At 46.8% G+C, this 20427-nt stretch carries 22 protein-coding genes; 16 read left to right on the top strand and 6 right to left on the bottom strand.

The genetic code is table 11. The annotated features are described in order from the left end of the window. The first annotated feature begins 30 nt into the window (after nt 1-30). From CGRAC_RS07855 to CGRAC_RS07820, 8 genes are all read left to right on the top strand, one after another. Complete coding sequence (locus CGRAC_RS07855) at nt 31-777, top strand: hypothetical protein (protein ID WP_005873337.1); 747 nt, start codon at nt 31-33, stop codon at nt 775-777. A gap of 222 nt (nt 778-999) precedes the next feature. After that, nucleotides 1000-1596, top strand: coding sequence for a DJ-1/PfpI family protein (locus CGRAC_RS07850; protein WP_040304497.1), 597 nt, complete (start codon nt 1000-1002; stop codon nt 1594-1596). A gap of 79 nt (nt 1597-1675) precedes the next feature. Beyond that, a complete protein-coding gene (locus tag CGRAC_RS07845; RefSeq protein ID WP_005873335.1) occupies nt 1676-2290 on the top strand; it encodes a hypothetical protein in 615 nt (204 codons plus the stop codon). A 166-nt stretch (nt 2291-2456) separates the two neighbouring features. Next, nucleotides 2457-2675 carry a hypothetical protein gene (locus CGRAC_RS07840; RefSeq protein WP_005873334.1) on the top strand — a complete coding sequence of 73 codons (219 nt, stop codon included), beginning with the start codon at nt 2457-2459 and terminating at the stop codon, nt 2673-2675. 136 nt (nt 2676-2811) lie between these two features. After that, nucleotides 2812-3507, top strand: coding sequence for a uracil-DNA glycosylase (gene ung / locus CGRAC_RS07835; protein WP_005873333.1), 696 nt, complete (start codon nt 2812-2814; stop codon nt 3505-3507). 172 nt (nt 3508-3679) lie between these two features. Then, nucleotides 3680-4486, top strand: a complete 807-nt coding sequence (locus tag CGRAC_RS07830; RefSeq protein WP_005873332.1) for a transporter substrate-binding domain-containing protein — start codon at nt 3680-3682, stop codon at nt 4484-4486. Nucleotides 4487-4915: 429 nt separating this feature from the next. After that, entirely contained in the window at nt 4916-5722 is an 807-nt protein-coding gene (locus CGRAC_RS07825; protein ID WP_005873331.1) for a transporter substrate-binding domain-containing protein, read from the top strand. A gap of 17 nt (nt 5723-5739) precedes the next feature. Continuing rightward, a complete protein-coding gene (locus CGRAC_RS07820; protein WP_005873330.1) occupies nt 5740-6546 on the top strand; it encodes a transporter substrate-binding domain-containing protein in 807 nt (268 codons plus the stop codon). A 231-nt stretch (nt 6547-6777) separates the two neighbouring features. Here CGRAC_RS07820 and CGRAC_RS07815 read toward each other — a convergent pair whose 3' ends face one another. Continuing rightward, nucleotides 6778-7521, bottom strand: a complete 744-nt coding sequence (locus tag CGRAC_RS07815) for a hypothetical protein (RefSeq protein WP_005873329.1) — start codon at nt 7519-7521, stop codon at nt 6778-6780. Between the two features lie 750 nt (nt 7522-8271). Next, nucleotides 8272-9621, bottom strand: a complete 1350-nt coding sequence (gene radA, locus CGRAC_RS07810; protein WP_005873323.1) for a DNA repair protein RadA — start codon at nt 9619-9621, stop codon at nt 8272-8274. Nucleotides 9622-9831: 210 nt separating this feature from the next. Here radA and brnQ point away from each other — a divergent pair, with 210 nt between their 5' ends. Further along, nucleotides 9832-11163, top strand: a complete 1332-nt coding sequence (brnQ, locus tag CGRAC_RS07805; protein ID WP_005873321.1) for a branched-chain amino acid transport system II carrier protein — start codon at nt 9832-9834, stop codon at nt 11161-11163. Nucleotides 11164-11842: 679 nt separating this feature from the next. Here brnQ and ftsY read toward each other — a convergent pair. Both ftsY and CGRAC_RS07795 read right to left on the bottom strand, forming a co-directional pair. Beyond that, a complete protein-coding gene (gene ftsY / locus CGRAC_RS07800) occupies nt 11843-12706 on the bottom strand; it encodes a signal recognition particle-docking protein FtsY (protein ID WP_005873318.1) in 864 nt (287 codons plus the stop codon). Further along, nucleotides 12706-13287, bottom strand: coding sequence for a TlpA family protein disulfide reductase (locus tag CGRAC_RS07795; RefSeq protein ID WP_005873317.1), 582 nt, complete (start codon nt 13285-13287; stop codon nt 12706-12708). The genes ftsY and CGRAC_RS07795 overlap by 1 nt, the downstream gene beginning before the upstream one ends. 80 nt (nt 13288-13367) lie before the next feature. On the opposite strand from CGRAC_RS07795, the gene CGRAC_RS07790 reads away from it, so the two are divergent. The 6 genes from CGRAC_RS07790 (at nt 13368) to CGRAC_RS07765 (ending at nt 18120) form a co-directional block, all read left to right on the top strand. Next, on the top strand, nt 13368-13985 hold the full coding sequence (locus CGRAC_RS07790) for a 5-formyltetrahydrofolate cyclo-ligase (protein WP_005873316.1): 618 nt from the start codon (nt 13368-13370) through the stop codon (nt 13983-13985). Beyond that, nucleotides 13918-15471 (top strand): ribonuclease Y, encoded by a 1554-nt coding sequence (gene rny / locus CGRAC_RS07785; RefSeq protein ID WP_040304494.1) that lies wholly within the window; start codon nt 13918-13920, stop codon nt 15469-15471. The genes CGRAC_RS07790 and rny overlap by 68 nt, the downstream gene beginning before the upstream one ends. Nucleotides 15472-15481: 10 nt before the next feature. Next, nucleotides 15482-16063, top strand: coding sequence for a lipid-binding SYLF domain-containing protein (locus CGRAC_RS07780; RefSeq protein ID WP_005873314.1), 582 nt, complete (start codon nt 15482-15484; stop codon nt 16061-16063). Nucleotides 16064-16544: 481 nt separating this feature from the next. Continuing rightward, nucleotides 16545-17108, top strand: a complete 564-nt coding sequence (locus CGRAC_RS07775) for a DedA family protein (RefSeq protein ID WP_005873313.1) — start codon at nt 16545-16547, stop codon at nt 17106-17108. Continuing rightward, nucleotides 17027-17842, top strand: coding sequence for a ribonuclease domain-containing protein (locus tag CGRAC_RS11575; RefSeq protein WP_227940492.1), 816 nt, complete (start codon nt 17027-17029; stop codon nt 17840-17842). Before CGRAC_RS07775 ends, CGRAC_RS11575 begins: the two co-directional genes overlap by 82 nt. Continuing rightward, a complete protein-coding gene (locus tag CGRAC_RS07765) occupies nt 17839-18120 on the top strand; it encodes a barstar family protein (protein ID WP_005873311.1) in 282 nt (93 codons plus the stop codon). Before CGRAC_RS11575 ends, CGRAC_RS07765 begins: the two co-directional genes overlap by 4 nt. A gap of 101 nt (nt 18121-18221) precedes the next feature. Here the strand turns inward: CGRAC_RS07765 and CGRAC_RS07760 are convergent, their stop codons facing one another. Further along, nucleotides 18222-18665 (bottom strand): hypothetical protein, encoded by a 444-nt coding sequence (locus tag CGRAC_RS07760; RefSeq protein WP_005873310.1) that lies wholly within the window; start codon nt 18663-18665, stop codon nt 18222-18224. A 241-nt stretch (nt 18666-18906) separates the two neighbouring features. Further along, a complete protein-coding gene (locus CGRAC_RS07755) occupies nt 18907-19284 on the bottom strand; it encodes a hypothetical protein (RefSeq protein WP_005873309.1) in 378 nt (125 codons plus the stop codon). A gap of 137 nt (nt 19285-19421) precedes the next feature. Between CGRAC_RS07755 and gap the strand changes: the two genes are divergently transcribed. Then, nucleotides 19422-20426 carry a type I glyceraldehyde-3-phosphate dehydrogenase gene (gene gap / locus CGRAC_RS07750; protein WP_005873308.1) on the top strand — a complete coding sequence of 335 codons (1005 nt, stop codon included), beginning with the start codon at nt 19422-19424 and terminating at the stop codon, nt 20424-20426. The last annotated feature ends 1 nt before the right edge of the window (nt 20427 follow it).

Raw genomic sequence — 20427 nt, 5'->3', positions numbered from 1 at the left:
GGGATAAAATTTTGATATAAGGGGCTTGCGATGATAAAACTTACGCAGATGAGAGCGGCTTTTGAAAAAGAGGAGCCGAACGAGCTTTATCTTAGCTACCTGGGATGGGTAAAAACCCTGATTCCGTTTTGGAGGCAGGCTGTTGCGAGGATCGCGGAGCTAAGCGGCACGGCGGATGAAAAAAGAGACAAGCATTTGCGAGTTATCGACAATTCTTTGGAATTGATGCCCCATTGGCGATTTAAAAAGATAAAATACGTGCAAGCAAGAAGAAAAGAGATCGATAGCGCCATAAGTTTTATTAGAAACGGCGCCTTAACGCAGCAGGCATGCAGATATGCCTTTGCGCCCGTTTGTAGAAATTTAGCGAGCATTTTGCGCAGCTTTTTATATGTTTCAACTTTTGGCTATTCTGACGAGCAGCTTCCGACCGTATTTGCTCAAAAAATTTACGGCATTGCGCTGTGTCATACTTTATTCCCCTTCGATACGGGCGATTTTGTGTATTATCTGCCGCGCGAAAAATCTATCCACACCGACGACCCCGCCGATTTGGATAACTGGCATTTGATGATGGAGATAGCGGGCGGCGATTTAGGGATTTCTGCGTTGATTGAGCGGCTAAACGAACGCGCGTATGAAATTTGGACGAATTACAAAACGCCGTTTGAATGGAAATACGACGAGGGAATTTGGAATTTGGAATTTGAGAATGTTTCAAAAAGGCTGCATTATGCGGGCGTGCGGGCTTTTGCAGGTCTGAGTAAAGCGGAATAAAAGGCGCGCAAAATTTTAACCGCTTCTGAAATTTCATTCGCGGGCGGTCAAATTTCTGCTGCCCGACAGGATGAAATTTTAAAATTTTAGCCGAACGGGCATTCGGTCGCTAAATTTAAATGGGCGTTTTAAACAGACGCTCGTTGCGGCTACAGCGCTGAAAATTTTAACGGCGACGAGCCAAAAACTGCCACGGTGAGCGATAAATTTAAAGGACGGATCATGAAAAACCTAGCGCTTGTGATGTTTAGCGGACAGACGCACCTCGATTTTGTGGGATTTTACGATTGTATGCTAAGGCTCAAAGCCGTCCACCCGCAGCTTGAGATGAGGTTTTGCTCGCGCGAGCGGCAGGTTTCGGATAGCGGCGGCCTTACGATCGATGCGGGCGAGATCACGACGGATCTGGGCGGCTTTGATGCGGTTTTTGTGCCAGGCGGTATGGCGACGCGCCGCCTTAAAGACGATGCGGGCTTTATCTCGTGGCTAGCGACCGCGCGCGATGCGAAGTATAAGTTTAGCGTTTGCACCGGCTCGCTACTTCTGGGCGCAGCGGGGTTTTTGCGAGGTAGGCGCGCGACTACGCATCCGCTTTGCTACGATCTGCTGGCGCCTTACTGCGCGGACATGGTGCACGAGCGGCTCGTTCGCGAGAGCCTGCCCGCAGGAGGCGAGATCATCACCGCAGGCGGCGTGAGCAGCTCCATCGAGCTTGGACTTTGCGTGATCGAAAAATTCGCAGGCGTCCAGGCGCGAGAGGCTGCCGCTGCGGCGATGGATTATCCTTATTACGGCCTTAGAAGCAAGCTCGTACGATGAAATTTTAAAGCCGCTAAGATCGGCGGCGCGGTTTATGAATACTGCAGTAAATTTTAAAATAGAGAGGAGGTAAATCTTAATGCAGGCAGTAAAGATATTAAAAATATTGTGGAAAGTCATCAAGATCGCCATGCTTGTAATTGCTATATTGTTTTTCTTATTGATAGCGTATATATATTTGGCTATTCAAATTTCGCCATTATCTAAATTTCCATACGTAAAAGATCGAGATTTGGCTAAATTTGAAGCCTTAACAAATACGAAGGGAGAAACTTTGCTCATTTATCGCAAAAAAGCCATTCCTTATCATTGTAGGGACAAATTGCAGACTTGCATCTGTTACGCGCATTTTATAAAGGCGGATAAGCCTTTTATTTTGACGCAACAAAAAATGTTGCAAGAGGGCTACGAGTTTGTTTCCAAGTCCGATTGCATAGCTGAAACTACAAATTTGCACGAATTTAAACTATCGTGGGCGATGCCGTCCTATCATTACGCCGGCAGTCGGGAGTATTTGATATATGGTTCGATCAAAAATTTAAATATAACGGCAATAGTCAACGATAAAAGGCGAATATGGTACAAAAAAGAGCACGAATGGGGACAGCCGATAGATTATGATCACGAGGTTATTTTTTATCCGGAACTCAATATAGTTCAAATAAATACTTTAGGATATTATAGTGTGCGCTAAATTTATTTACGGCCGATTGATATCGTCGTTGAAAAATAAATTTAAAAGCTTTGGGATAAAATTTAAAAATTTGAAAAATTAGACTTTAGTTTTACGGACGTTTATCAAAGTAGATAAAATAACGATATAGTGGGTTTTACATAAAATAGGAGATCACAAAGACAGAATGAAACCGGCTCAAATTTTATCGCTGCTTTCGCATATATCTTTCGTAGCGGCGATTATTTATAGGTTAAAATTCAGAGATAATAACCCGTGGGAGTTCGCAATCGCGCTTTTTGCCTATGCGATTTTGTTTGCTTTTTATCCGCAGAGCTTGCTTAACGACAATAAAAAGACGATCGCCCTGCTGCTGTTTATGGCGCTTTTGATCGTGATCGTGTAGCGGCGCCTATAAATCGGCGGATCGGTTGGCGGCGCGGGAGATTCGCCTTTGATTGCAGCGGCGCGTGCAAGCGATACTATTTTTAAAATTTATTGTAAAATTAGGGCGTTAATTCATTAAAGCTTAAAGGGCTAGCATGCAGATAAACTTAGACGACGTGAGAATCGAGAGCGGCTGGAAAGAGGCGCTTAGGGAGGAATTTTTAAGCGAGTATTTTGTGAAGATCAAAGAAAACCTGCTAGCCGCAAAGGAGCGCGAGATCGTCTATCCGCCTGGAAATTTGATCTTTAATGCCTTCAATCTCACTCCGTTTGAGCGGGTGCGCGCGGTGATTTTGGGGCAGGATCCCTACCACGGCGCGCATCAGGCGATGGGGCTTAGCTTTTCGGTACCGCGCGGCGTGCGAATTCCGCCTAGCCTCGTAAATATCTACAAAGAGATTAAGAGCGATCTGGGTATCAGCGAGCCTGAAAGCGGCGATCTGAGCTACTGGGCGAAGCAAGGCGTGCTGCTACTTAATGCGAGCCTTAGCGTGGGTGCGAACCGCGCGAACTCGCACAGCGGCTTTGGGTGGCAAGCTTTTACCGACGCCGTGATTAAAATTTTAAGCGCGAGGCGGCAAAGCTTAGTCTTTATGCTGTGGGGAAATTTCGCCAAAGCAAAATCGGCGCTGATCGACGCGCAGAAGCATCTCATTTTAACCGCCGCGCATCCTAGCCCGCTTGCCGGAGGGGCGTTTTTCGGCTGCAAGCATTTTAGCAGATGCAACGAATATCTGCGCGCGCACGGCCTGGGGGAGATCGATTGGGATCTAAATCACGGCGCAGGTTAAATGTATTTTAAATGAAATTTGCGTAAAATGCGCCGCAAAATTTCAAAGGCAAAGAAATTTTAAAAAAATATTGAAAGGAGAAGTGAGCGAATAATATACGACCGGCTTAAAACGGCTTGCCAAAGCGACGCGAATGCGCGGCTAGGCTAATCATTGTAATTAAAGGAACGATATGAAAAAGATAATTTTGGGAATTTTATTGCTATTTACAAGTAGTGTAGTGGCAAATACCCTATCTGAGATTAGGCAATCGGGCAGTGTGCGCGTAGGCGTATTTGAGGCGCAACCGCCTTTTAGTAAATTTGAAGACGGCAAATTTCAAGGATTTGAGGTGACCCTAGCCGAGGCGCTATCGAAAGATATATTCGGTGGCAAAGCGGGCAAGGTAGAATTCGTACCCGTAAAGGCTAGTGAGCGTTTAAAAGTGTTGGAAGAAAATAAAGTAGATATGGTGCTTGCGACCTTTACGATCACAAATGAGCGTAAGCAGCTAGTTGATTTTACGACGCCGTATTTTGCAGTAAATATCGGCGTGCTAACCCGCGCTGGCGATAGGATTAAAACTGTATCGGATCTGCACGGCAAGCCGATTATCGCAGAAACTGGAACTACGGGCGAAGCGTATTTTAGAAAAGAGGGTTTTGAAATCATAAATTGCGCCACTGCAAACGAATGCTATAAAATGCTAAAGGACGGTAAGGGCATCGGATATGCGACAGACAATCTGATAGTTTTAGCTTATGCTGTAATCGACAGCGACACCGAGGTAAATATCAAGAATTTAGGCGTTTCGGATTTCTTAGGCATTGCGGTTTCTAAGGGCAATAAGGATCTGCTTGAGTTCTTAAATGGCGAGCTAGTCAAGCTAAGCAAGAACGGCTTTATGAAAAAGACCTACGACGAGACTATCGAGCCGTATTACAAGGGCACTGCGGAGAAAAAATATTTCTTGCTAGATGACCTCTATAGCTTATTTTAGGCGGGCATAGCGATACAGCTCGCCTGTGTTTGTTTTCGTAAGCATAGCTGTGTGCTCTCGCCAGGTAAAATTTAAAAGGCTCGCATAGTCTTGCTATTTTGCCTGACTTTGCGAGCTTGGGTTTGGATTATAAAATTCTACTAACGCGTCGTTGCAGAATTTATAAAATTCCATAGAATTTCGCAGCGACGTGCTATTTTTGCGGCACTAATAGACGCACAGAATTTATAGCGAAGCGCTAAAATTTAATGAAAGCAGGCGGAGCTTGGCGCAAAGTTAAAAAGCCTCTATCATTATGTTTAGAAATTTTAGTTGCGAAATTTTATCGCTAAGCCCGTAATTTAGGGAATAATTTCAGTTTTGGTAAAATGAAATTTTAAGAAAATTTACATTACAATTACGAAAAATTTAAAATTCAAGGAGGAAATTATGAAAAAGTCATTTTTTCTTATTCTATTGTCGGCGATCTTTGTTTTTGCGAATTCCTTAAGCGAAATAAAGCAAAGCAAGGTTATCAGAGTGGGTGTTTATGAAAATGAGCCGCCTTTTAGTAAGTCGAGCGAGAAAGGCTTTGAGGGATTTGAGGTCGAGCTTGCCAATGCGCTAGCCGGTAAAATTTTCGGCAACAGCGGCGGTCGTATCGAGCTTATCCCGGTAACGAACGAAGTGCGCTTTCCGATGCTTCAAAATAATCAAGCCGATATGATAATCGCGGCTGCAAGTATCACTGAAGAGCGTAAAGGCAGCGTGGATTTTTCGATGCCGTATTTTACGGTAAATTTGGGAATTTTAACGAAAAAAGACTCAAATATTCACAAAATAGGCGATCTGATGGGCAAAAAGATCGGTATCATCCGCAAGACTACCGGTGAGGCGTATATCAAAAAGGACGGCGGTTATAATGTTTCTTATTGCAACGATTCGGTCGATTGCTATAGGAGATTAAAAAGTGGCGAGATCGACGGGTATTGTAACAACAACCTTTTTGTAATGGTCTATCCGATCGTAGATCCTGCAGTCGAAGTCAATATAAAAAATTTAGGCGATAATGTATTCTTAGGCGTCGCGGTGCAAAAGGGTAACGCGGAGCTGCTAGAAGCGATCAATAAAGGCTTGATCGCGCTTAGCAAAGAGGGCTTTTTCAAAAAGGCTTACGAGGATACTTTCGAATCCTTCTATAAAGGTACTGTCGATAAAAAATATTTCTTACTCGACGATCTTTACAGCTTTTTTTAATAAAAAAGGAATTTAAAATGAAAAAATCACTGTTTTTAATTCTTTTATCTTGCATCTTTGCGCTTGCGAATTCTTTAAGTCAAATAAAGCAGAGTAAAGTCATTCGTATCGCCGTTTATGAAAATGAACCTCCGTTTAGTAGGGTCACAGATAACGGCTTTGAGGGCTTTGACGTAGAGCTTGCTAATGCAATCGGAGGCAAAATTTTAGGCGATACCGGCGGCAGGATCGAGCTCATACCGGTATCAGCGCAAGCGCGCTTTCCGTCCATTCAAAATAATCAGGCGGATATGCTTATCGCGGCTGCAAGCGTTACTGAGGAGAGAAAGAAAAATTATGAGTTTTCGATGCCCTATCTTTCGGTAAATTCCGGAGTTTTAACCAGAAAAAGCGACAATATCCAAAAAATGAGCGATCTACGAGGTAAAAAAGTAGGCGTCATCCGCGGCTCAACGGGCGAAGCGTTTATGCAAAAGGATGGCGGCTACAATCTAGTGTATTGCAAAAATTCCTCCGATTGCTACAAACGGCTAAAAAGCGGTGAGATCGATGGCGCGTGCGACGATAATCTATTTGTGATGGTCTATCCGGTCGCAGATCCTAGCGTCGAGGTTAACATCAAAAGCCTTGGCGAGAACGTATTTTTAGGCATCGCGATGCAAAAGGGCAACGCAGATCTCGCAGAGGCCGTCAATCAAGCGCTCATCTCGCTTAGCAAAGAGGGCTTTTTCAAAAAGGCGTATAACGATACCTTCGAGCCTTTCTACAAAGGCACCGTCGATAAAAAATACTTCCTTTTAGACGACATATACAGCTTCTTTTAAAATTTAAATTTGATGTGGGTTAGGATTTGAAGCTTTACGGCTTTAAATCCTAACCCACGCATAACCGGTGTGTCATTAAAATTCCATCTCAAAATTTTGTCCTAAAATTTCATTTCAAATTTTATTGGTCCCGCCGCCGCGCCTAAGCCAGCGTGCACACGGCGGTCGCAATCTTTGGTATTTGCGACCATTTACGGCGCGCAAAATTAGATTGAATTAAACTTTAAAATTTTACTCTGAGCCCTTGGAATTTTTTAAATCCTCCATGCGCTCCTGCTGAGCCTGTACGAACGCGTCGTATCTGGCAAAAAGATAATCCTTGATCTCAAAAATCATCAGCGTAAAAATCGAAGGCAGCGTAAAAAATCTAATCGTCATAAACACCAGATCAAGCGCGCTTAGCTCATCCTCGCTCGCTCGATACCCTCCCGAGCTTGCGGTTAAAATCCCATGTAGCGCCTCGTAGTTGTAAAGGATGAAAATCGTCACGAAAAGTGTGGAGAGCTTCGATACGATCTTATTCATGATCTGCGCCACGTCCTCATCGGCGATCACCGACATCGCAAACCACACGATGGTGAAAAACAGCGGAAAGACGATGTTAAAATTTAGCGAGTTATCAAGCTTCTGTGCGCCCGTCACTGCGATGATCGCAAACACCGCCGCAAAGGGGATCACAAATAACGCGAATGTCATCGCTGATTTTATCGCCTTAAAAAAGCTATACGTAAGCAGAGGCGAGCCCAAAGCGAGCAAAAAGATCGTCAGCGCGTAGTTGGATTTGGCAAAATCGTATAGGTTAAACAGCGCAAATACCGATGCTACGGCAAGTAGCGGCACGCTGAGCTTAAACAGCACCCCGTATTTGGCGTACGCGCGCGATACGACGGCATCAAGCCTGCTAAATTTGACGTTTAAGCTTTGCGCTCTGATGAAAAACAAAATGACGAATTTGACGATTACGTTTGGGCTCATACGCACCTTTCCGTTTAAATTTTATGAAATTTTATCCGCGCTAAATTTGCGAAATTTTATCCGCGGAGCCTGTCCGTAGAATTAGGCTTTGCCGACGGCTTATGCGGCCTGCATTAAAATTTCATCGCGCTCTCGCTGCGTTGCTATCTTGCACCTCTCAGACTCTGTCTTTTGGCTACGTGAGGCAGACCTGCGCGCTTTGGCTTGCATAGCGTCTCGCTAGCAAGCCTTTTCGGGTTGCGACGTGCTACGGCGGCGCTCATTCGGCTCGGCGCGCGATACTTTGCTTGCGGTATCCGCGTCGCGCCCGCGCATGAGAGCTTGGCGCCGCTAAAATTTTACCGGTTCTTAGCCCTATGCGATACGTCCTGTGCGCCGCGATAGAATTTTGCGCGACGCAAAGACCTGCCGCGCTCGGCTTTGCGCCGCATTGCGGCAAAATTTTAAAATTTACGCCGCAAAGCGCCTATTTTGCTTACTAGGATGCGGCGCGAATGATTAAATTTTAACCGCACCGTCGCCGAGCCGTTTTAAAGCTTAAACGAATTTTTGAGCCGCTACGATACGTGAAATTCAAAAAATCGTGCCTTAGCGATCAAGCTCATTTGCGCTTGCTTGCGAGCCATGCAAAAAGCGGCGCACTTGCGCTCTTTGCCGCGCCCATGCAAAAGCAACGCACCCTTTGCCGCTCAAAACTCATTTTCGCCCATTCGCACCCCCTACTAAACCGAAGCTAAGAAGCGCGCCGCCTCACATCCAATCTAAAATTTGCGCGATCTCGGTAGCGTGAAAAATTTTAAGCCCCTGCGCGTTTTGCGGCTTCATCGGGACGATCGCGTTTTTAAATTTCTGCATCGCGGCTTCTTTCAGGCGCGCATCGAGGTTGAAGATCTCTCTGATCTCGCCGTTTAGGCTCACCTCGCCGATGAAGACGCTCTCTTTGCTGATCGGGCGGTTTTTGAAGCTACTTACTATCGCTGCGACGACGGCGAGATCGCACGCCGTTTCAGTGATCTTTACGCCGCCGCTTACGTTTACGAAGACGTCGTATCCGCCAAGCCCGATCTCAAGCTTGCGATCAAGCAGCGCCAGAAGCATATCGAGGCGATTTTTATCAAAGCCCGTGGCGCTGCGCTTCGGATAGCCACTCTCGCACACGAGCGCTTGGATCTCCACGACGAGCGCGCGCGTGCCCTCCATCGTGATCGTGATCGCCGAGCCGCTTACCGCCTTGCCGCGCGTGAAAAATTTACTCGCGACGTCCTTGGCACTGACGAGCCCGTGCGGCCCCATCTCGAAAATCCCCACCTCGCTCGTAGCCCCGAAGCGGTTTTTAAAACCGCGTAAAATTCTAAGCTGCTTGCTCGCATCGCCCTCGAAATACAGCACCACGTCCACCATATGCTCTAATATGCGCGGGCCTGCGATTGAGCCTTCTTTGGTGATGTGGCCGATGATGAAGATCGAAATCCCGCGCGCTTTGGCAAGTCGCATCAGCTCGAAGGTGATCTCGCGCACCTGCGTGATCGAGCCCGGCGCGGAGGGGGCCTTGTCGCTAAAAAGCGTCTGGATGCTGTCGATGACGATAAACTTATAATCCCTGCGCTCCACCTCTTCAAGCACGGCGCCCAGATTTATCTCGGTGAGCAAAAACAGCTGCTCGCTTATCGCGCCAAGCCGCTGCGCGCGCATTTTGATCTGGCTTGCGCTCTCTTCGCCGCTTACGTAAAGTACGGCGCGGCCGCCGCTTGCTAAATTTGCCGCGATCTTAAGCAGTAGTGTGGATTTTCCGATGCCTGGGCTGCCGCCGATTAGTACGAGCGAGCCCTCCACGACGCCGCCTCCGAGGACTAAATTTAGCTCGCTATCTTTGGTGTCGATGCGCGAAATTTGCTCGATCTGTATCTCGCTGATCGCTTTGGCGCTTGCGGACGAGGCGCGGGCAAGCTCGCCCTCGATCTCTTTTAGCGCTTTGATCTGAGCGGGCTTGAGCTCGACGAAGCTATCGAATGCGCCGCAGTCGGGGCATCTGCCGAGCCATCTGCTTTGCTGATTACCGCAGTGCTGACACTCAAAAATCGTGGTTTTAACTTTTGCCATTTTTATCCTCGCTCATTTTCGCTTAAATTTAGCCCCAAGCTTTGCGAAATTATACTTAAAATTTTTAAAATTTTAGCCGCCTCGTGCACTTCTTGCGGGATCAAAAATCACGAGAGGGAGGATTTGCAGCTAAATTTGAGCTAAATTTAAATATGTTTTAAACATTTATAACTATAATACAAATTTCACTTTATTTAAAGAAGGTTTAAGATGAAGGGCAAGCTTAGTAGAAGCCAGTTTTTGACGATATCGCTTACGCTATTTGCGATGTTTTTCGGTGCGGGAAATTTTATTTTTCCGCCGGGTCTTGGTAGGGAATCCGGGCAGAATTTTTATATCGCAATAATGTTTTTTTGCGCTACGGCAGTGCTTCTGCCGGTACTCGGCGTCGCAGCCATCGCGCGCGCCAAGGGGCTTCAGAGCCTGGTACGCCGCATAGATCCCGTGTTTGCGATCGTTTTTACCGCGCTTTTGTATCTTACTATCGGGCCTCTTTTTGCGATACCGCGCGCGGCGAATATGCCTTTTGATATCGCGATTAAGCCTTTTATTGCGGAAGAGCGCCTTCAAATTTGGCTATTTGTTTATTCTGCGGCATATTTTGCGCTGAACTATTACATCTGTATGAACCCTTCAAAGCTCGTCGATCTACTAGGAAAATACCTTACGCCGATACTTTTAGCGCTTATTTTGCTGCTTTTCGGCGCGGGATTTTTGTTTCCGATCGGAAGTTTCGTCGCTCCTAGCGGCGAGTATGTTGATCATGCCGCAGCAAAGGGCTTCGTAGAGGGCTATCAGACTATGGATGCGCTTGCGTCGCTGGCATTCGGCATCATCGTAATTAACGCCATTAAAGCAACCGGCGTTAGCGACGAGAAGCATCTCGTCACCTCTACGATAAAAGCGGGAATGATGTCGGGCGTCATATTGATGACGATATATTTTATGCTGGGCTATCTGGGCGCGACCTCCGCGGAGCTTTTCAAAGATACGCCGAATATCAACGGAGCGGAGCTTCTGTCGCGAGTAAGCGATCATTACTTCGGAAGAGTTGGCGTCGTGATCCTAGGCAGCGCATTTTTCCTAGCGTGCTTAACCACGACTCTAGGTCTTATAAGCTCAGCTAGCGAATACTTTGAAGAGCTTACGAAAGGCAAGATTAAATACAAAACCTGGGCGATCGCTTGGTGCGTGATTGGCTTTGGAGTCGCAAATTTCGGCCTTACGACCATCATCAAAGGTTCCATCCCGGTCCTCGTCGCCATCTATCCGATCTCGATCATGCTGATAATCCTCTCGCTGATCAACCCGTGGATCGATTCAAGCAAGCTGATTTACCGCGCCTGCGTCTATGTCTGCGTAGTCGAGGGCGTCATAAATGGGCTTGATATTTTGGGGATTTCGGCGCCGCTTGTTACGTTTATCGTAAAGAAAATGCCGTTTTACGACTCGATGCTCGGCTGGATCGTGCCTAGCACCGTGACCTTCGCCGTGGCCTATGTGCTACATCTGATCTTTGAAAAACGAGACGATAGCTTCTAAATTTCAGCTTAAAATTCTGCCGAATCCCTTGCGGTTCGGCTTTTGCTTTCCTTTTTTTCTACATCGATTTATTCATGTAGCTTTGTTTGCGTAGCCTTGCTTTTGAAATTTTACCGAATTTCTATAATTCAGGCACCTGCTTTGTGCCGTATGCGCGGCCAGCAGGTCTCTTATCGCAGATACGTCGTGCGACCGTCTCTACATACGCTACGGTTTGGTGCGGCGCGTAACTCGGAGGCGGGATTTTTTAGTGTGCAAACACATTTTTGCCGGTTTTTAAGATTAATCCGATACGATTGGATTTTTAAGAGATGAGATTTTATCACGCGGTGTTTCAGGCGGGCGCGTAGCAGAATAATACGGCGCGAAATTTAAAAATTTTAATTCGACGGCGATTTCAGAGGCTGTCTAAGAATGAACGTGATCTTTAAAATTCTATCTAAACGGCGAGCACTAAAATGCCAAAGCGAATGGTTTTAAATTTTATACTACTATTAAAATTACCTAGAGCGCGTAGAATTTAAAATTTCTATCGAAGAACCGCCACTTTAAATGCTGCGGTTATCGCTGGAAGCGGGCGCAGGGTCGTTTTAAAATCACATAAATGAAATTACGAGCGGCTGCGAAGTAGAGCAGTCGGGAATTATAAATTTTAAAATTTACGGCTTAAAAACTAACCCTAAGCGTAAATTCCGTCTGCTAGCGTATCCACGAACTGATCCGAGTTAAATTCCGCCAAATCCTCCATTCGCTCGCCCACGCCGACGAAAAGTATCGGCAGCCGCAGCTCGCGCGCTATGGCGAAAAGTGCGCCGCCTTTGGGCGTGCCGTCGAGCTTCGTGATGATGATGCCATCGAGCCTTACGATCTCGTTGAATGCCCTAGCTTGCGCGACGCTGTGATTGCCCTGAGTGGCGTCTAGAACGATGATCTTTCGGTGCGGTGCGCCGCTTTTTGCGCGGTCGCAGATGCGCACAATCTTCTCTAACTCCGCGGCTAAATTTTTCTGGTTTTGCAAGCGTCCTGCGGTGTCGATCAGGACGCGATCGATATTTTTTGCACTTGCTGAGCTTACGGTGTCAAACGCCACGGCAGCGGGATCGTGCCCCTGCGCGGTAGCTACGATCGGCAAATTTAGAATTTGCGCCCATTTTTTTAATTGTTCGACCGCGCCTGCGCGAAAGGTGTCGCATGCGCCTAAAATCACGCTCTGGCCGCTATTTTTATATAAATTTGCAAGCTTTGCGGTCGTCGTAGTTTTGCCTGCGCCGTTTACGCCGATGATGAGCTCTACGAACGGCTTCTCATCTGCGGCTTTAGCGATCTCGTAATCGAAATAGTTCTTCAAAACGCCCTTGAGATCATCTTTTGCGACTAGCTTTTTTGCGGGCAGTTTTTCTAAAATCTCTTCTACAAGCTCGTAGCCTACGTCGGCTTCAAGCAGCATCTCTTCTAAAATTTCTTTTGAAATTTTATCTTCGCTCTTTGCCCCTCGCATCGCATCTATGGTCTTGCTAAGCCCTTTTTTAAAAAATTCGAACATCAGAAAATTTTCTCCAATTCGGTCATTAAAATTTCTTCCGGCATCAGCCCGAAATACTGCGCGCTAAACTCGCCTTTTTCGTCGTATATCGCCATATACGGCACTTCGTTTATGCCGCCTAGCGCCTTTGTAAAAAAGTCCGTTCCTTCGCCGTAAGCGATCGCATAATTTACCTCGTGTGCGCTTGCGTAATTTTTTGCATCGTCTAAGCTCGCATCACCGATCATTACGCCGATTATGTCAAGCTTGCCGGAGTAGGCTTGTTTGGCGGCATTTAGTGCGCTTACCTGCACGGCGCAGGCGTCGCACCACGGCGTAAAAAACGCAAATAGCGTCACGGTGGAGTTATTATCGATTCGAAAACCCTGCTTTGTCTTTTGCATATTTAAAATTTTGCCGTTACTTAGCTGAAGTGTAAAAGGAGCGGTATAATCGACCTGGATTACGGCTTCGGTTTCGGACTGCGGCTGCGTGGTGTTGGCCTCGGTCGGGGTATCGCTTGATTTTTTATCCTCATCATCGCCGCAACCCGTAAGAAATAAAACAGCCGTAAAAAGCGCTAGAAAAAAACGAAATTTCATAATAAACCTTAAAATTTAATCGCAAGATTATACAAAAACTAGCTAAAATAAGCGTTAAAATTTTATAAAAGGCTTAAGCTATGCAAAAGAATGAATTTAGAGCAATTTGCAAATCGCGTCTAAAATCTCACACCGCGCGAGCGGCTAGATGCGAGCATTACGCACTTTTATGGCGGCTTGAGCGGCTGATAAAATTTTTAAAAGCGCGTAAAATTTTAATATTTTTGCCGATGAGTTACGAGCCGAACGTTTTGATTTTAAGAAAAAAGCTATCAAAAAGCTGCGAATTTTACGTTCCGTTTATGGTGGATATTAGTTTAAAAATGGTAAGATTGCGCCAGCCTTTTAAAATTTCGCGCTTTGGATTGCGACAGACGCTTCCGCAAAACGGGTATTTTAAAAAGGTCGATCTAGCCGTGGTTCCAGCTATCGGAGTGGATGGCGCAATGGCTAGAATAGGACATGGGAAAGGATTTTACGATATGTTTTTTTCAGGTCTGAAGCTTAAGCCCGCAATCGCGTTCGTGAGTATAAAAGACTGCTTTTGCAGCGAAATTTTATCGCTTGATCACGACGTAAAGGGCGATTTTTACATAACTCCGAGCCAAAATTACCTAAAAAGAGGAAAGTATGATAGAGATTTTAATCGCCTTGTGCGCTCTTGCGGTGGGCGCTGGCATAGGATACTTAGTAGCTAGAAAGATTAATAACGCCAATTACGATTTCTTCGTCGAACAAGCCAAAGCTAAAGCCAAAGCGATAGAATTTGAAGCTGAGGGCATCTTGCGAAATTCTAAAATTTCGGTGCAGGAAGCGGAGTTTGAAGCTAAGAAAAAATACGAAGATAAGGCAAGCAAACTGCAGAAGGAATTTAACGTTAAATTTGACGAGCTCGGCAAAAAGGAGCACGCGCTTCTAACCGAGCAAGAAATTTTAAAAGACAGCAAAAAAGAGCTCGAAAGCGCCAAAAAAGAGGCGAAATTCCTCTACGAAGAGGGCTCAAATTTAAAGAAAAGCTATGAAGAGAAGCTAGCCGAAGCGCTTAAAGTTTTGGAGCGCGTGGCGGGCTTTACGCAGGATGAAGCGCGCGCGCAGGTACTTAAAAAGGTTGAGGAGCAAAGCCGCACCGACATCGCTCACATCGTGCGAAAATATGAAGAGGAAGCCAAAAAAGAGGCGCGAAAAAAGGCGAATTATATTTTGGCACAGGCTACGTCGCGCTTTGCGGGCGAATTTGCGGCAGAGCGACTTATCAATGTCGTAAATATCAAAAATGACGAGCTTAAAGGCCGCATCATCGGTAAAGAGGGGCGTAACATAAAGGCGCTTGAGATGACCCTGGGCGTGGACGTCATCATCGACGATACCCCAAATGCGATTATCGTAAGCTCTCACAATCTCTACCGCCGTGCCATCGCCGTTCGCGTCATCGAAACGCTTATCGAGGACGGCAGAATTCAACCTGCGCGCATCGAGGATATCTACAAAAAAGTAAGTGATGAATTTGAAGCTAGCATCGCCGAAGAGGGCGAAAATATCGTAATGGATCTAGGCCTTAGCAAAATTCATCCTGAAATTTTAAAACTCATCGGTAAGCTTAAATTTCGCGCCAGCTACGGACAGAACGCCCTTGCGCATAGCCTTGAGGTCGCACATCTCGCGGGCATCATCGCCGCAGAAACGGGCGGAGATCAAAAGCTAGCCAAGCGAGCGGGCCTACTTCACGATATCGGCAAGGCGCTAACTCACGAATACGAGGGTTCGCACGTGGATCTGGGCGCCGAGGTTTGCCGCCGCTACAAAGAGCATCCGGTGGTGATAAACGCTATCTACGCCCACCACGGCCACGAGGAGGCTACCAGCGTAGAAAGCGCCGCAGTCTGTGCCGCGGACGCGCTAAGCGCCGCGCGCCCGGGCGCTAGACGAGAGGTGCTAGAGAGCTATCTAAAGCGCGTTAGCGACATCGAAGCGATTGCGATGAGTAAAACGGGCGTCAAACAAGCCTATGCGATCAACGCAGGCCGCGAGATCCGCGTCATAGCAAACGCTAAGCTTATGAACGACGATGAGGCGGTTTTGGTCGCTAAAGAGATCGCCTCGGAGATCCAAGATAAGGTCCAATTCCCGGGCGAGATCAAGGTTAACGTCATACGCGAGCTTCGCGCGGTCGAGATAGCCAAATAAGGAGTATGAAATGAAAAAATTTATAATCGCTTTATTTTTGCTTTTTAGCGCGGCGTTTGCCGAGGATGAGCTCATCATTGATAGTGCGAGCGCTTATTCGTCGGTGATGCGCACGAATGCGCAATACAAATACCTAGCGCAGCAAGCCCGCGCGATAGTGATATTTCCGAGCGTCAAGAAGCTAGGCTTCATCATAGGCGGAATGTATGGCGAGGGGATCATCATCTACAATAACGACGGCGCGCATAGCGTAAGCGGCGCTGAGATCAGCAGCGCCAGCGTGGGGCTTCAGATTGGCTACGAGGATAATTATCTAGTTATTTTCGTAATGCATGATGATGTGATCCAAAAAATGCGAAATTCCCAAATCACGCTCTCGGGCGATGCGACGGCGGTCGCCGGCAATTACAGCGCGGACTCGGGCGCCATAGACGTGTTAAATCAGGATATGTACGTCTTTACGAACAAGGGCGGGCTGTTTGCGGGCGTGAGCCTGGGCGGCTCGGTGCTGGAGACCAAAAATGACCGTGCTTTTGATCCAAATACCGAGGGCTATGCACTTTTGATGCGAGTAATCGGCGCAGATGAGTAAAATTTAGCTAGAAATGCTAAGGCGCATAGATTAGCGAAAAATTCCTGCTTTATGAGCGTTTTATTAGCGGCTTGGAATTTTGCTCGCGTAATTTCTGCAGAATAATAGACCTGGGTGCGTAATTTTATTGCAATTCGCGGGGTGGGAGGCATTTGAGGATATCGCGTAAATCCTTCGTAATTCGCAAGTTACTTTGAATTCTAAAGAAGTCGAAATTTTGTAATTAAATTTAGAATTGCAAAATTTTACCGCTAAATTTTGCGGTGATTTTACTTGATGTCTAGAAATTTTATTTTAGAATTTTGCTTAATATTTTGCGGCAAAATTTTATATTTCGCGACGGCTGCGGGGAATTTTAAATTTAATGTCGCAGCAAAATCAAGTAGCGTCGTGGGACGTTATAGTGAAATTTTCGCGCCGAATTTTAAAGCTGCTTTAGTTAAAATTTATAGAATTTTATACGATCTAATGAAAGGATTCGATGGAATCGATGTTTGCAAACCTCCATACGTGGGGGTATTTGATACTGTTTTTGTATTCTCTGGGCGGAGGATTTTTGGCGCTTGCGGCAGCGGGCGTGCTAAGCTCGGCCGGCGAGCTCAATATCGTCTTATGCATCGTAATCGCCTGCATATCGAACTTTATAGGCGATTCGGGGCTATTTTTAGTAAGCCGCTACAATAAAAAAGAGATCATGCCCTATCTGCGCAAACAGCGCCGCAACCTCGCTCTGGCGCAGATTTTGTTTCGTAAATACGGCGACCGCATAATTTTAATCAAAAAATTTATCTATGGCCTCAAAACCCTCGTGCCGATCGCGATCGGCATTACAAAATATTCGTTTTTAAAATTTAGCCTCATCAATGCCGTAAGCTCGCTCATTTGGGCGCTTGTGGTGGGGCTACTGAGCTACTACGCGGGCGATTTCGTGCGTGAGCTCTATGCGCATGTCAAGGACGCGCCGTGGATTGCTCCGCTGGCTTTAGGCGCGATAGTAGCGGCGATCGTGCTCTATTTTCGCTTCGCGACCCGCAAAAGAGGCTAGCGGTGGCAAAAAAGCTGATCCCGCTCGCAATTTTTGCAGCACTTCTTTTGGCGTTAAATTTTATCTCCAATTCGCGCAGCCCCGCGTCTAAAGATGAGCGGGTTTTTACCTCCAAAACCCTGGATACCGCTTCTCGTAAAAGCGGCGCGCAAAATTCAAAAAGCGGCACCGATCGTAAAATTTCAAGCTCACAAAATCCTGCAAGCGGCGCCGACGCAAAAGATGAGCGCGGCGCAGGAAGCGCAGACGGCGGGGTAGACCTAGGAGATTTAAAATCTCATCCGCGAGAAAACGAGCCTACCGTGACAAATCCTAAAAATGAGGCGGACGCTCACAGGCGGCGCAGCGCAGATTATGAAGCTTCAAACTCGCAAAATCCCGCCGCAAATTCTAAAAATCAGCTCGCGGATGAGCCCTGCATAAGCAGGGAGTGCGTGAGCGCTCATATCCGCCGTACTGGCACTTTGCCGCAAAATTTTATCACGAAAAAGCAGGCCGGTGAGCTTGGCTGGCAGGGCGGTGATCTGTGGCGATACGCGCGCGGCAAGAGCATCGGCGGCGATCGCTTCGGCAATTTCGAGCGCAGGCTACCTGATAAAAAGGGGCGGATTTGGCGCGAATGCGACATCGAGTATCGCGGCGGCCCGCGCGGCGCAAAGCGGCTGATATTTTCAAACGACGGGCTGATCTTCTACACCGCCGATCATTACGAAAGCTTCGAGCGCGTGCAATGAGTTTAAATTTTAAAACGCGCAGCACCGCAAAGATCATCATCGACGGCGCAAAGATTAGGCGCAAAGATCAAATTTTCGCACTGTTTGCCGTAGCGCTAGATTTTAAGCCCGAATACGTCGCAAATTTAGACGCGCTCTACGACGCGCTGGGCGAGCGAGGCGGACGGATCTTAGTCGTCATTAAAAGGGGCGGAATTTTAAAGCTAAGGCTGGGCAAATTTTATGATATTTTGCTGGATGTTTTGCGCAGCGGCGAGGCGAAAATTTTAATCTTATGAGCTCGCGCGACAGCCATGTCGTTTCAAAGCTAAATTTTGCCGAGGCAAAGATAGGTTTGTTTCGGCACAGTTTCGAGCGCGCCGTTAAAATTTACTGAATTTTAGAGCTTATTAAAAGAGGCGATTTTGGAAATTTCGCTCACAAAGCTCACGCGGTCAAATTTAAACTCAAGCCCATACTGCCAATCTTTGCGGCGCAGGTTTTTAAACTCGTAAAGCTTAACCGTCTCTGTTTCAAATTTAATCTTAAGCGCGAGATACCAGCAGTCCCAGATCCCGCACGGACAGCCTAGTAGCACGACATCCCGCTCATCTTGCGCCAGATCGGCCTCAAGTGCCGCACGTAAAAATAACTCCTCAAAATCGATCAAACTTAAGTAGGCGTAGCCTCCCGCGATGCTAGCTTGCCCCTCTTTCGCCGCAAAGCTTTGCTCGCGCCTCTTAATCAGTTCAAGCAGGGGCTCGCCGTTTATCGCAACGACGACTTCGGTAAAGCTTTCGCCCTCAATTTCGTAATCGTTTAGGTAAAATTTAATGCTATCCATGCGGCAATCTCGCTAAATAATCTGTTTTACACCGTATTTGCACCGGTCTGCTAAAATTTCGTCGCAGTTTAGCGAATTTGAAGTGAAATTCGGTTGAAGATCAAAAAATCGCTGGTAAAGCGCAGATCAAAGAGGTCGAAACGAGGGCTAAATTTTTGCTATGGATAAAGAAGTCGAAATTAGAAACGAGGGGTTAAATTTAATTCGCTTTTGCGGGCGCTTAAATTTAACCCCGCCGCGGCTACATCATTTCGCCGCTTTTGTGCTCGTGCTCGGTATAGGTTACCGGAATATCCTTCTTGCCTTTTCCCGGTGTATACACTCCCTCTCCGCGTTTGAAAAGAAGCTCGATGCCTTCGGCGTTCGTAAGCATTATACCGCTTGCGGAAGCCGCGCGTTTGAGATTATGCTTTTTACCCTTTTCATCGGTTAACACGCCCGTTGCGAACATATCGTTCGAGCTAAGGCTGATGCGCTTATCTCCGGTATCTCCGAGTAGAAATACGATCGTGTGCGCTACGGACTCTTGCTTTTGCTGCGGAGCCGTATCGGCCTTAGGTTGGTTGCATCCGCTTAAAATCGCGATTGCCGCTAATGACGATAATACAATTCGTCTCATTTTTTCTCCTTTAAAAAAAGTTCGCGAATTATATAGCCAAAAAGTAAATCCTAGATTTCGCGACTTTTTATTTAATCAAAGATTAACCCAAATTTAGTAAAATTCCAGCTGAAAACATCCCAAATAAGGAGAACCTTATGGCAGTAAAAATCGCAATTAACGGCTTTGGAAGGATCGGTAGGTGCGCGGCTAGAATTGCGCTAAGCAGGGACGATGTGGAGCTTGTGGCGATCAACGATACCGCTAAGCGCGAGCTTACGAGATACCTGCTTCAATACGACACGGTTCACGGCGAATTTCGTAAAAAAGTAGAAATTCTAAGCGACGAATGCATAGCCGTAGACGGCAAAAAGATCCGCGTCTATTCCACCAGAGAGCCTGCGGAGCTTGATTTTGCAGGCGATGGTGCAGAAGCTGTGCTTGAATGTACTGGTGCGTTTTTAACGAGCGAAAAATGTAAGCCGTTCATAGATAACGGTATCGGCGTAGTCGTAATGAGCGCGCCTGCCAAGGATGATACGCCTACTTTCGTAATCGGCGTTAATGAGGGCGCTTATGCAGGACAGCGCGTCATCTCAAACGCTAGCTGCACCACTAACGGCCTGGCTCCGATTGCAAAAATTTTAGACGATGAGCTTGGTATCGAAAAGGGTCTGATGACGACGATTCACGCCTATACACATGGACAGAGTCTAGTCGATGTAAAAGCCAAGGATTTTCGCCGTTCACGCGCCGCGGCTCTTAATATCGCTCCGACCACGACGGGTGCGGCAAAAGCGATTAGTAAGGTACTTCCGCAGCTAAGCGGTAAGATGCACGGACAATCGGTGCGCGTGCCGGTGGCTAACGTTTCGATGGTTGATCTAACGGTGCTAACGCGTAAACAGACGAGTGCTGAGGAGCTAAATGAAATTTTCCGCCGCTATGCCTCTAAAGAGATGAAAGGAATTTTGCTCGTAGACGACGATAGTCGCGTTAGCAGCGATTTTTGTACTTCAGAATACTCCAGCATCGTAGCTAGCGACTGCACGCAGGTAATTGACGGCAATCTGATAAAAGTGATGAGCTGGTACGACAACGAGTGGGGATATAGCGAGCGCCTCATCGATTTAGCCCTATATGCGGCAAAAAGAAGGAAATAAG

It is taken from the genome of Campylobacter gracilis (assembly GCF_001190745.1).
Taxonomy (GTDB): domain Bacteria; phylum Campylobacterota; class Campylobacteria; order Campylobacterales; family Campylobacteraceae; genus Campylobacter_B; species Campylobacter_B gracilis.
This window is presented reverse-complemented; position numbering and strand designations above follow the sequence as displayed.

What these genes read in the sequence shown, in the direction of transcription:
- CGRAC_RS07840 (WP_005873334.1), top strand. Translation starts at nt 2,457, where the DNA reads ATGAAACCGGCTCAAATTTTATCGCTGCTTTCGCATATATCTTTCGTA.
- rny (WP_040304494.1), top strand. Translation starts at nt 13,918, where the DNA reads ATGATAGAGATTTTAATCGCCTTGTGCGCTCTTGCGGTGGGCGCTGGC.
- ftsY (WP_005873318.1), bottom strand. Translation starts at nt 12,706, where the DNA reads ATGTTCGAATTTTTTAAAAAAGGGCTTAGCAAGACCATAGATGCGATG.
- CGRAC_RS07765 (WP_005873311.1), top strand. Translation starts at nt 17,839, where the DNA reads ATGAGTTTAAATTTTAAAACGCGCAGCACCGCAAAGATCATCATCGAC.
- CGRAC_RS07825 (WP_005873331.1), top strand. Translation starts at nt 4,916, where the DNA reads ATGAAAAAGTCATTTTTTCTTATTCTATTGTCGGCGATCTTTGTTTTT.
- CGRAC_RS07755 (WP_005873309.1), bottom strand. Translation starts at nt 19,284, where the DNA reads ATGAGACGAATTGTATTATCGTCATTAGCGGCAATCGCGATTTTAAGC.
- brnQ (WP_005873321.1), top strand. Translation starts at nt 9,832, where the DNA reads ATGAAGGGCAAGCTTAGTAGAAGCCAGTTTTTGACGATATCGCTTACG.
- CGRAC_RS07820 (WP_005873330.1), top strand. Translation starts at nt 5,740, where the DNA reads ATGAAAAAATCACTGTTTTTAATTCTTTTATCTTGCATCTTTGCGCTT.
- CGRAC_RS07850 (WP_040304497.1), top strand. Translation starts at nt 1,000, where the DNA reads ATGAAAAACCTAGCGCTTGTGATGTTTAGCGGACAGACGCACCTCGAT.
- radA (WP_005873323.1), bottom strand. Translation starts at nt 9,621, where the DNA reads ATGGCAAAAGTTAAAACCACGATTTTTGAGTGTCAGCACTGCGGTAAT.
- CGRAC_RS07760 (WP_005873310.1), bottom strand. Translation starts at nt 18,665, where the DNA reads ATGGATAGCATTAAATTTTACCTAAACGATTACGAAATTGAGGGCGAA.
- CGRAC_RS07815 (WP_005873329.1), bottom strand. Translation starts at nt 7,521, where the DNA reads ATGAGCCCAAACGTAATCGTCAAATTCGTCATTTTGTTTTTCATCAGA.
- CGRAC_RS07845 (WP_005873335.1), top strand. Translation starts at nt 1,676, where the DNA reads ATGCAGGCAGTAAAGATATTAAAAATATTGTGGAAAGTCATCAAGATC.
- gap (WP_005873308.1), top strand. Translation starts at nt 19,422, where the DNA reads ATGGCAGTAAAAATCGCAATTAACGGCTTTGGAAGGATCGGTAGGTGC.
- CGRAC_RS07855 (WP_005873337.1), top strand. Translation starts at nt 31, where the DNA reads ATGATAAAACTTACGCAGATGAGAGCGGCTTTTGAAAAAGAGGAGCCG.
- CGRAC_RS07790 (WP_005873316.1), top strand. Translation starts at nt 13,368, where the DNA reads ATGCAAAAGAATGAATTTAGAGCAATTTGCAAATCGCGTCTAAAATCT.
- CGRAC_RS07830 (WP_005873332.1), top strand. Translation starts at nt 3,680, where the DNA reads ATGAAAAAGATAATTTTGGGAATTTTATTGCTATTTACAAGTAGTGTA.
- CGRAC_RS07780 (WP_005873314.1), top strand. Translation starts at nt 15,482, where the DNA reads ATGAAAAAATTTATAATCGCTTTATTTTTGCTTTTTAGCGCGGCGTTT.
- ung (WP_005873333.1), top strand. Translation starts at nt 2,812, where the DNA reads ATGCAGATAAACTTAGACGACGTGAGAATCGAGAGCGGCTGGAAAGAG.
- CGRAC_RS07795 (WP_005873317.1), bottom strand. Translation starts at nt 13,287, where the DNA reads ATGAAATTTCGTTTTTTTCTAGCGCTTTTTACGGCTGTTTTATTTCTT.
- CGRAC_RS07775 (WP_005873313.1), top strand. Translation starts at nt 16,545, where the DNA reads ATGGAATCGATGTTTGCAAACCTCCATACGTGGGGGTATTTGATACTG.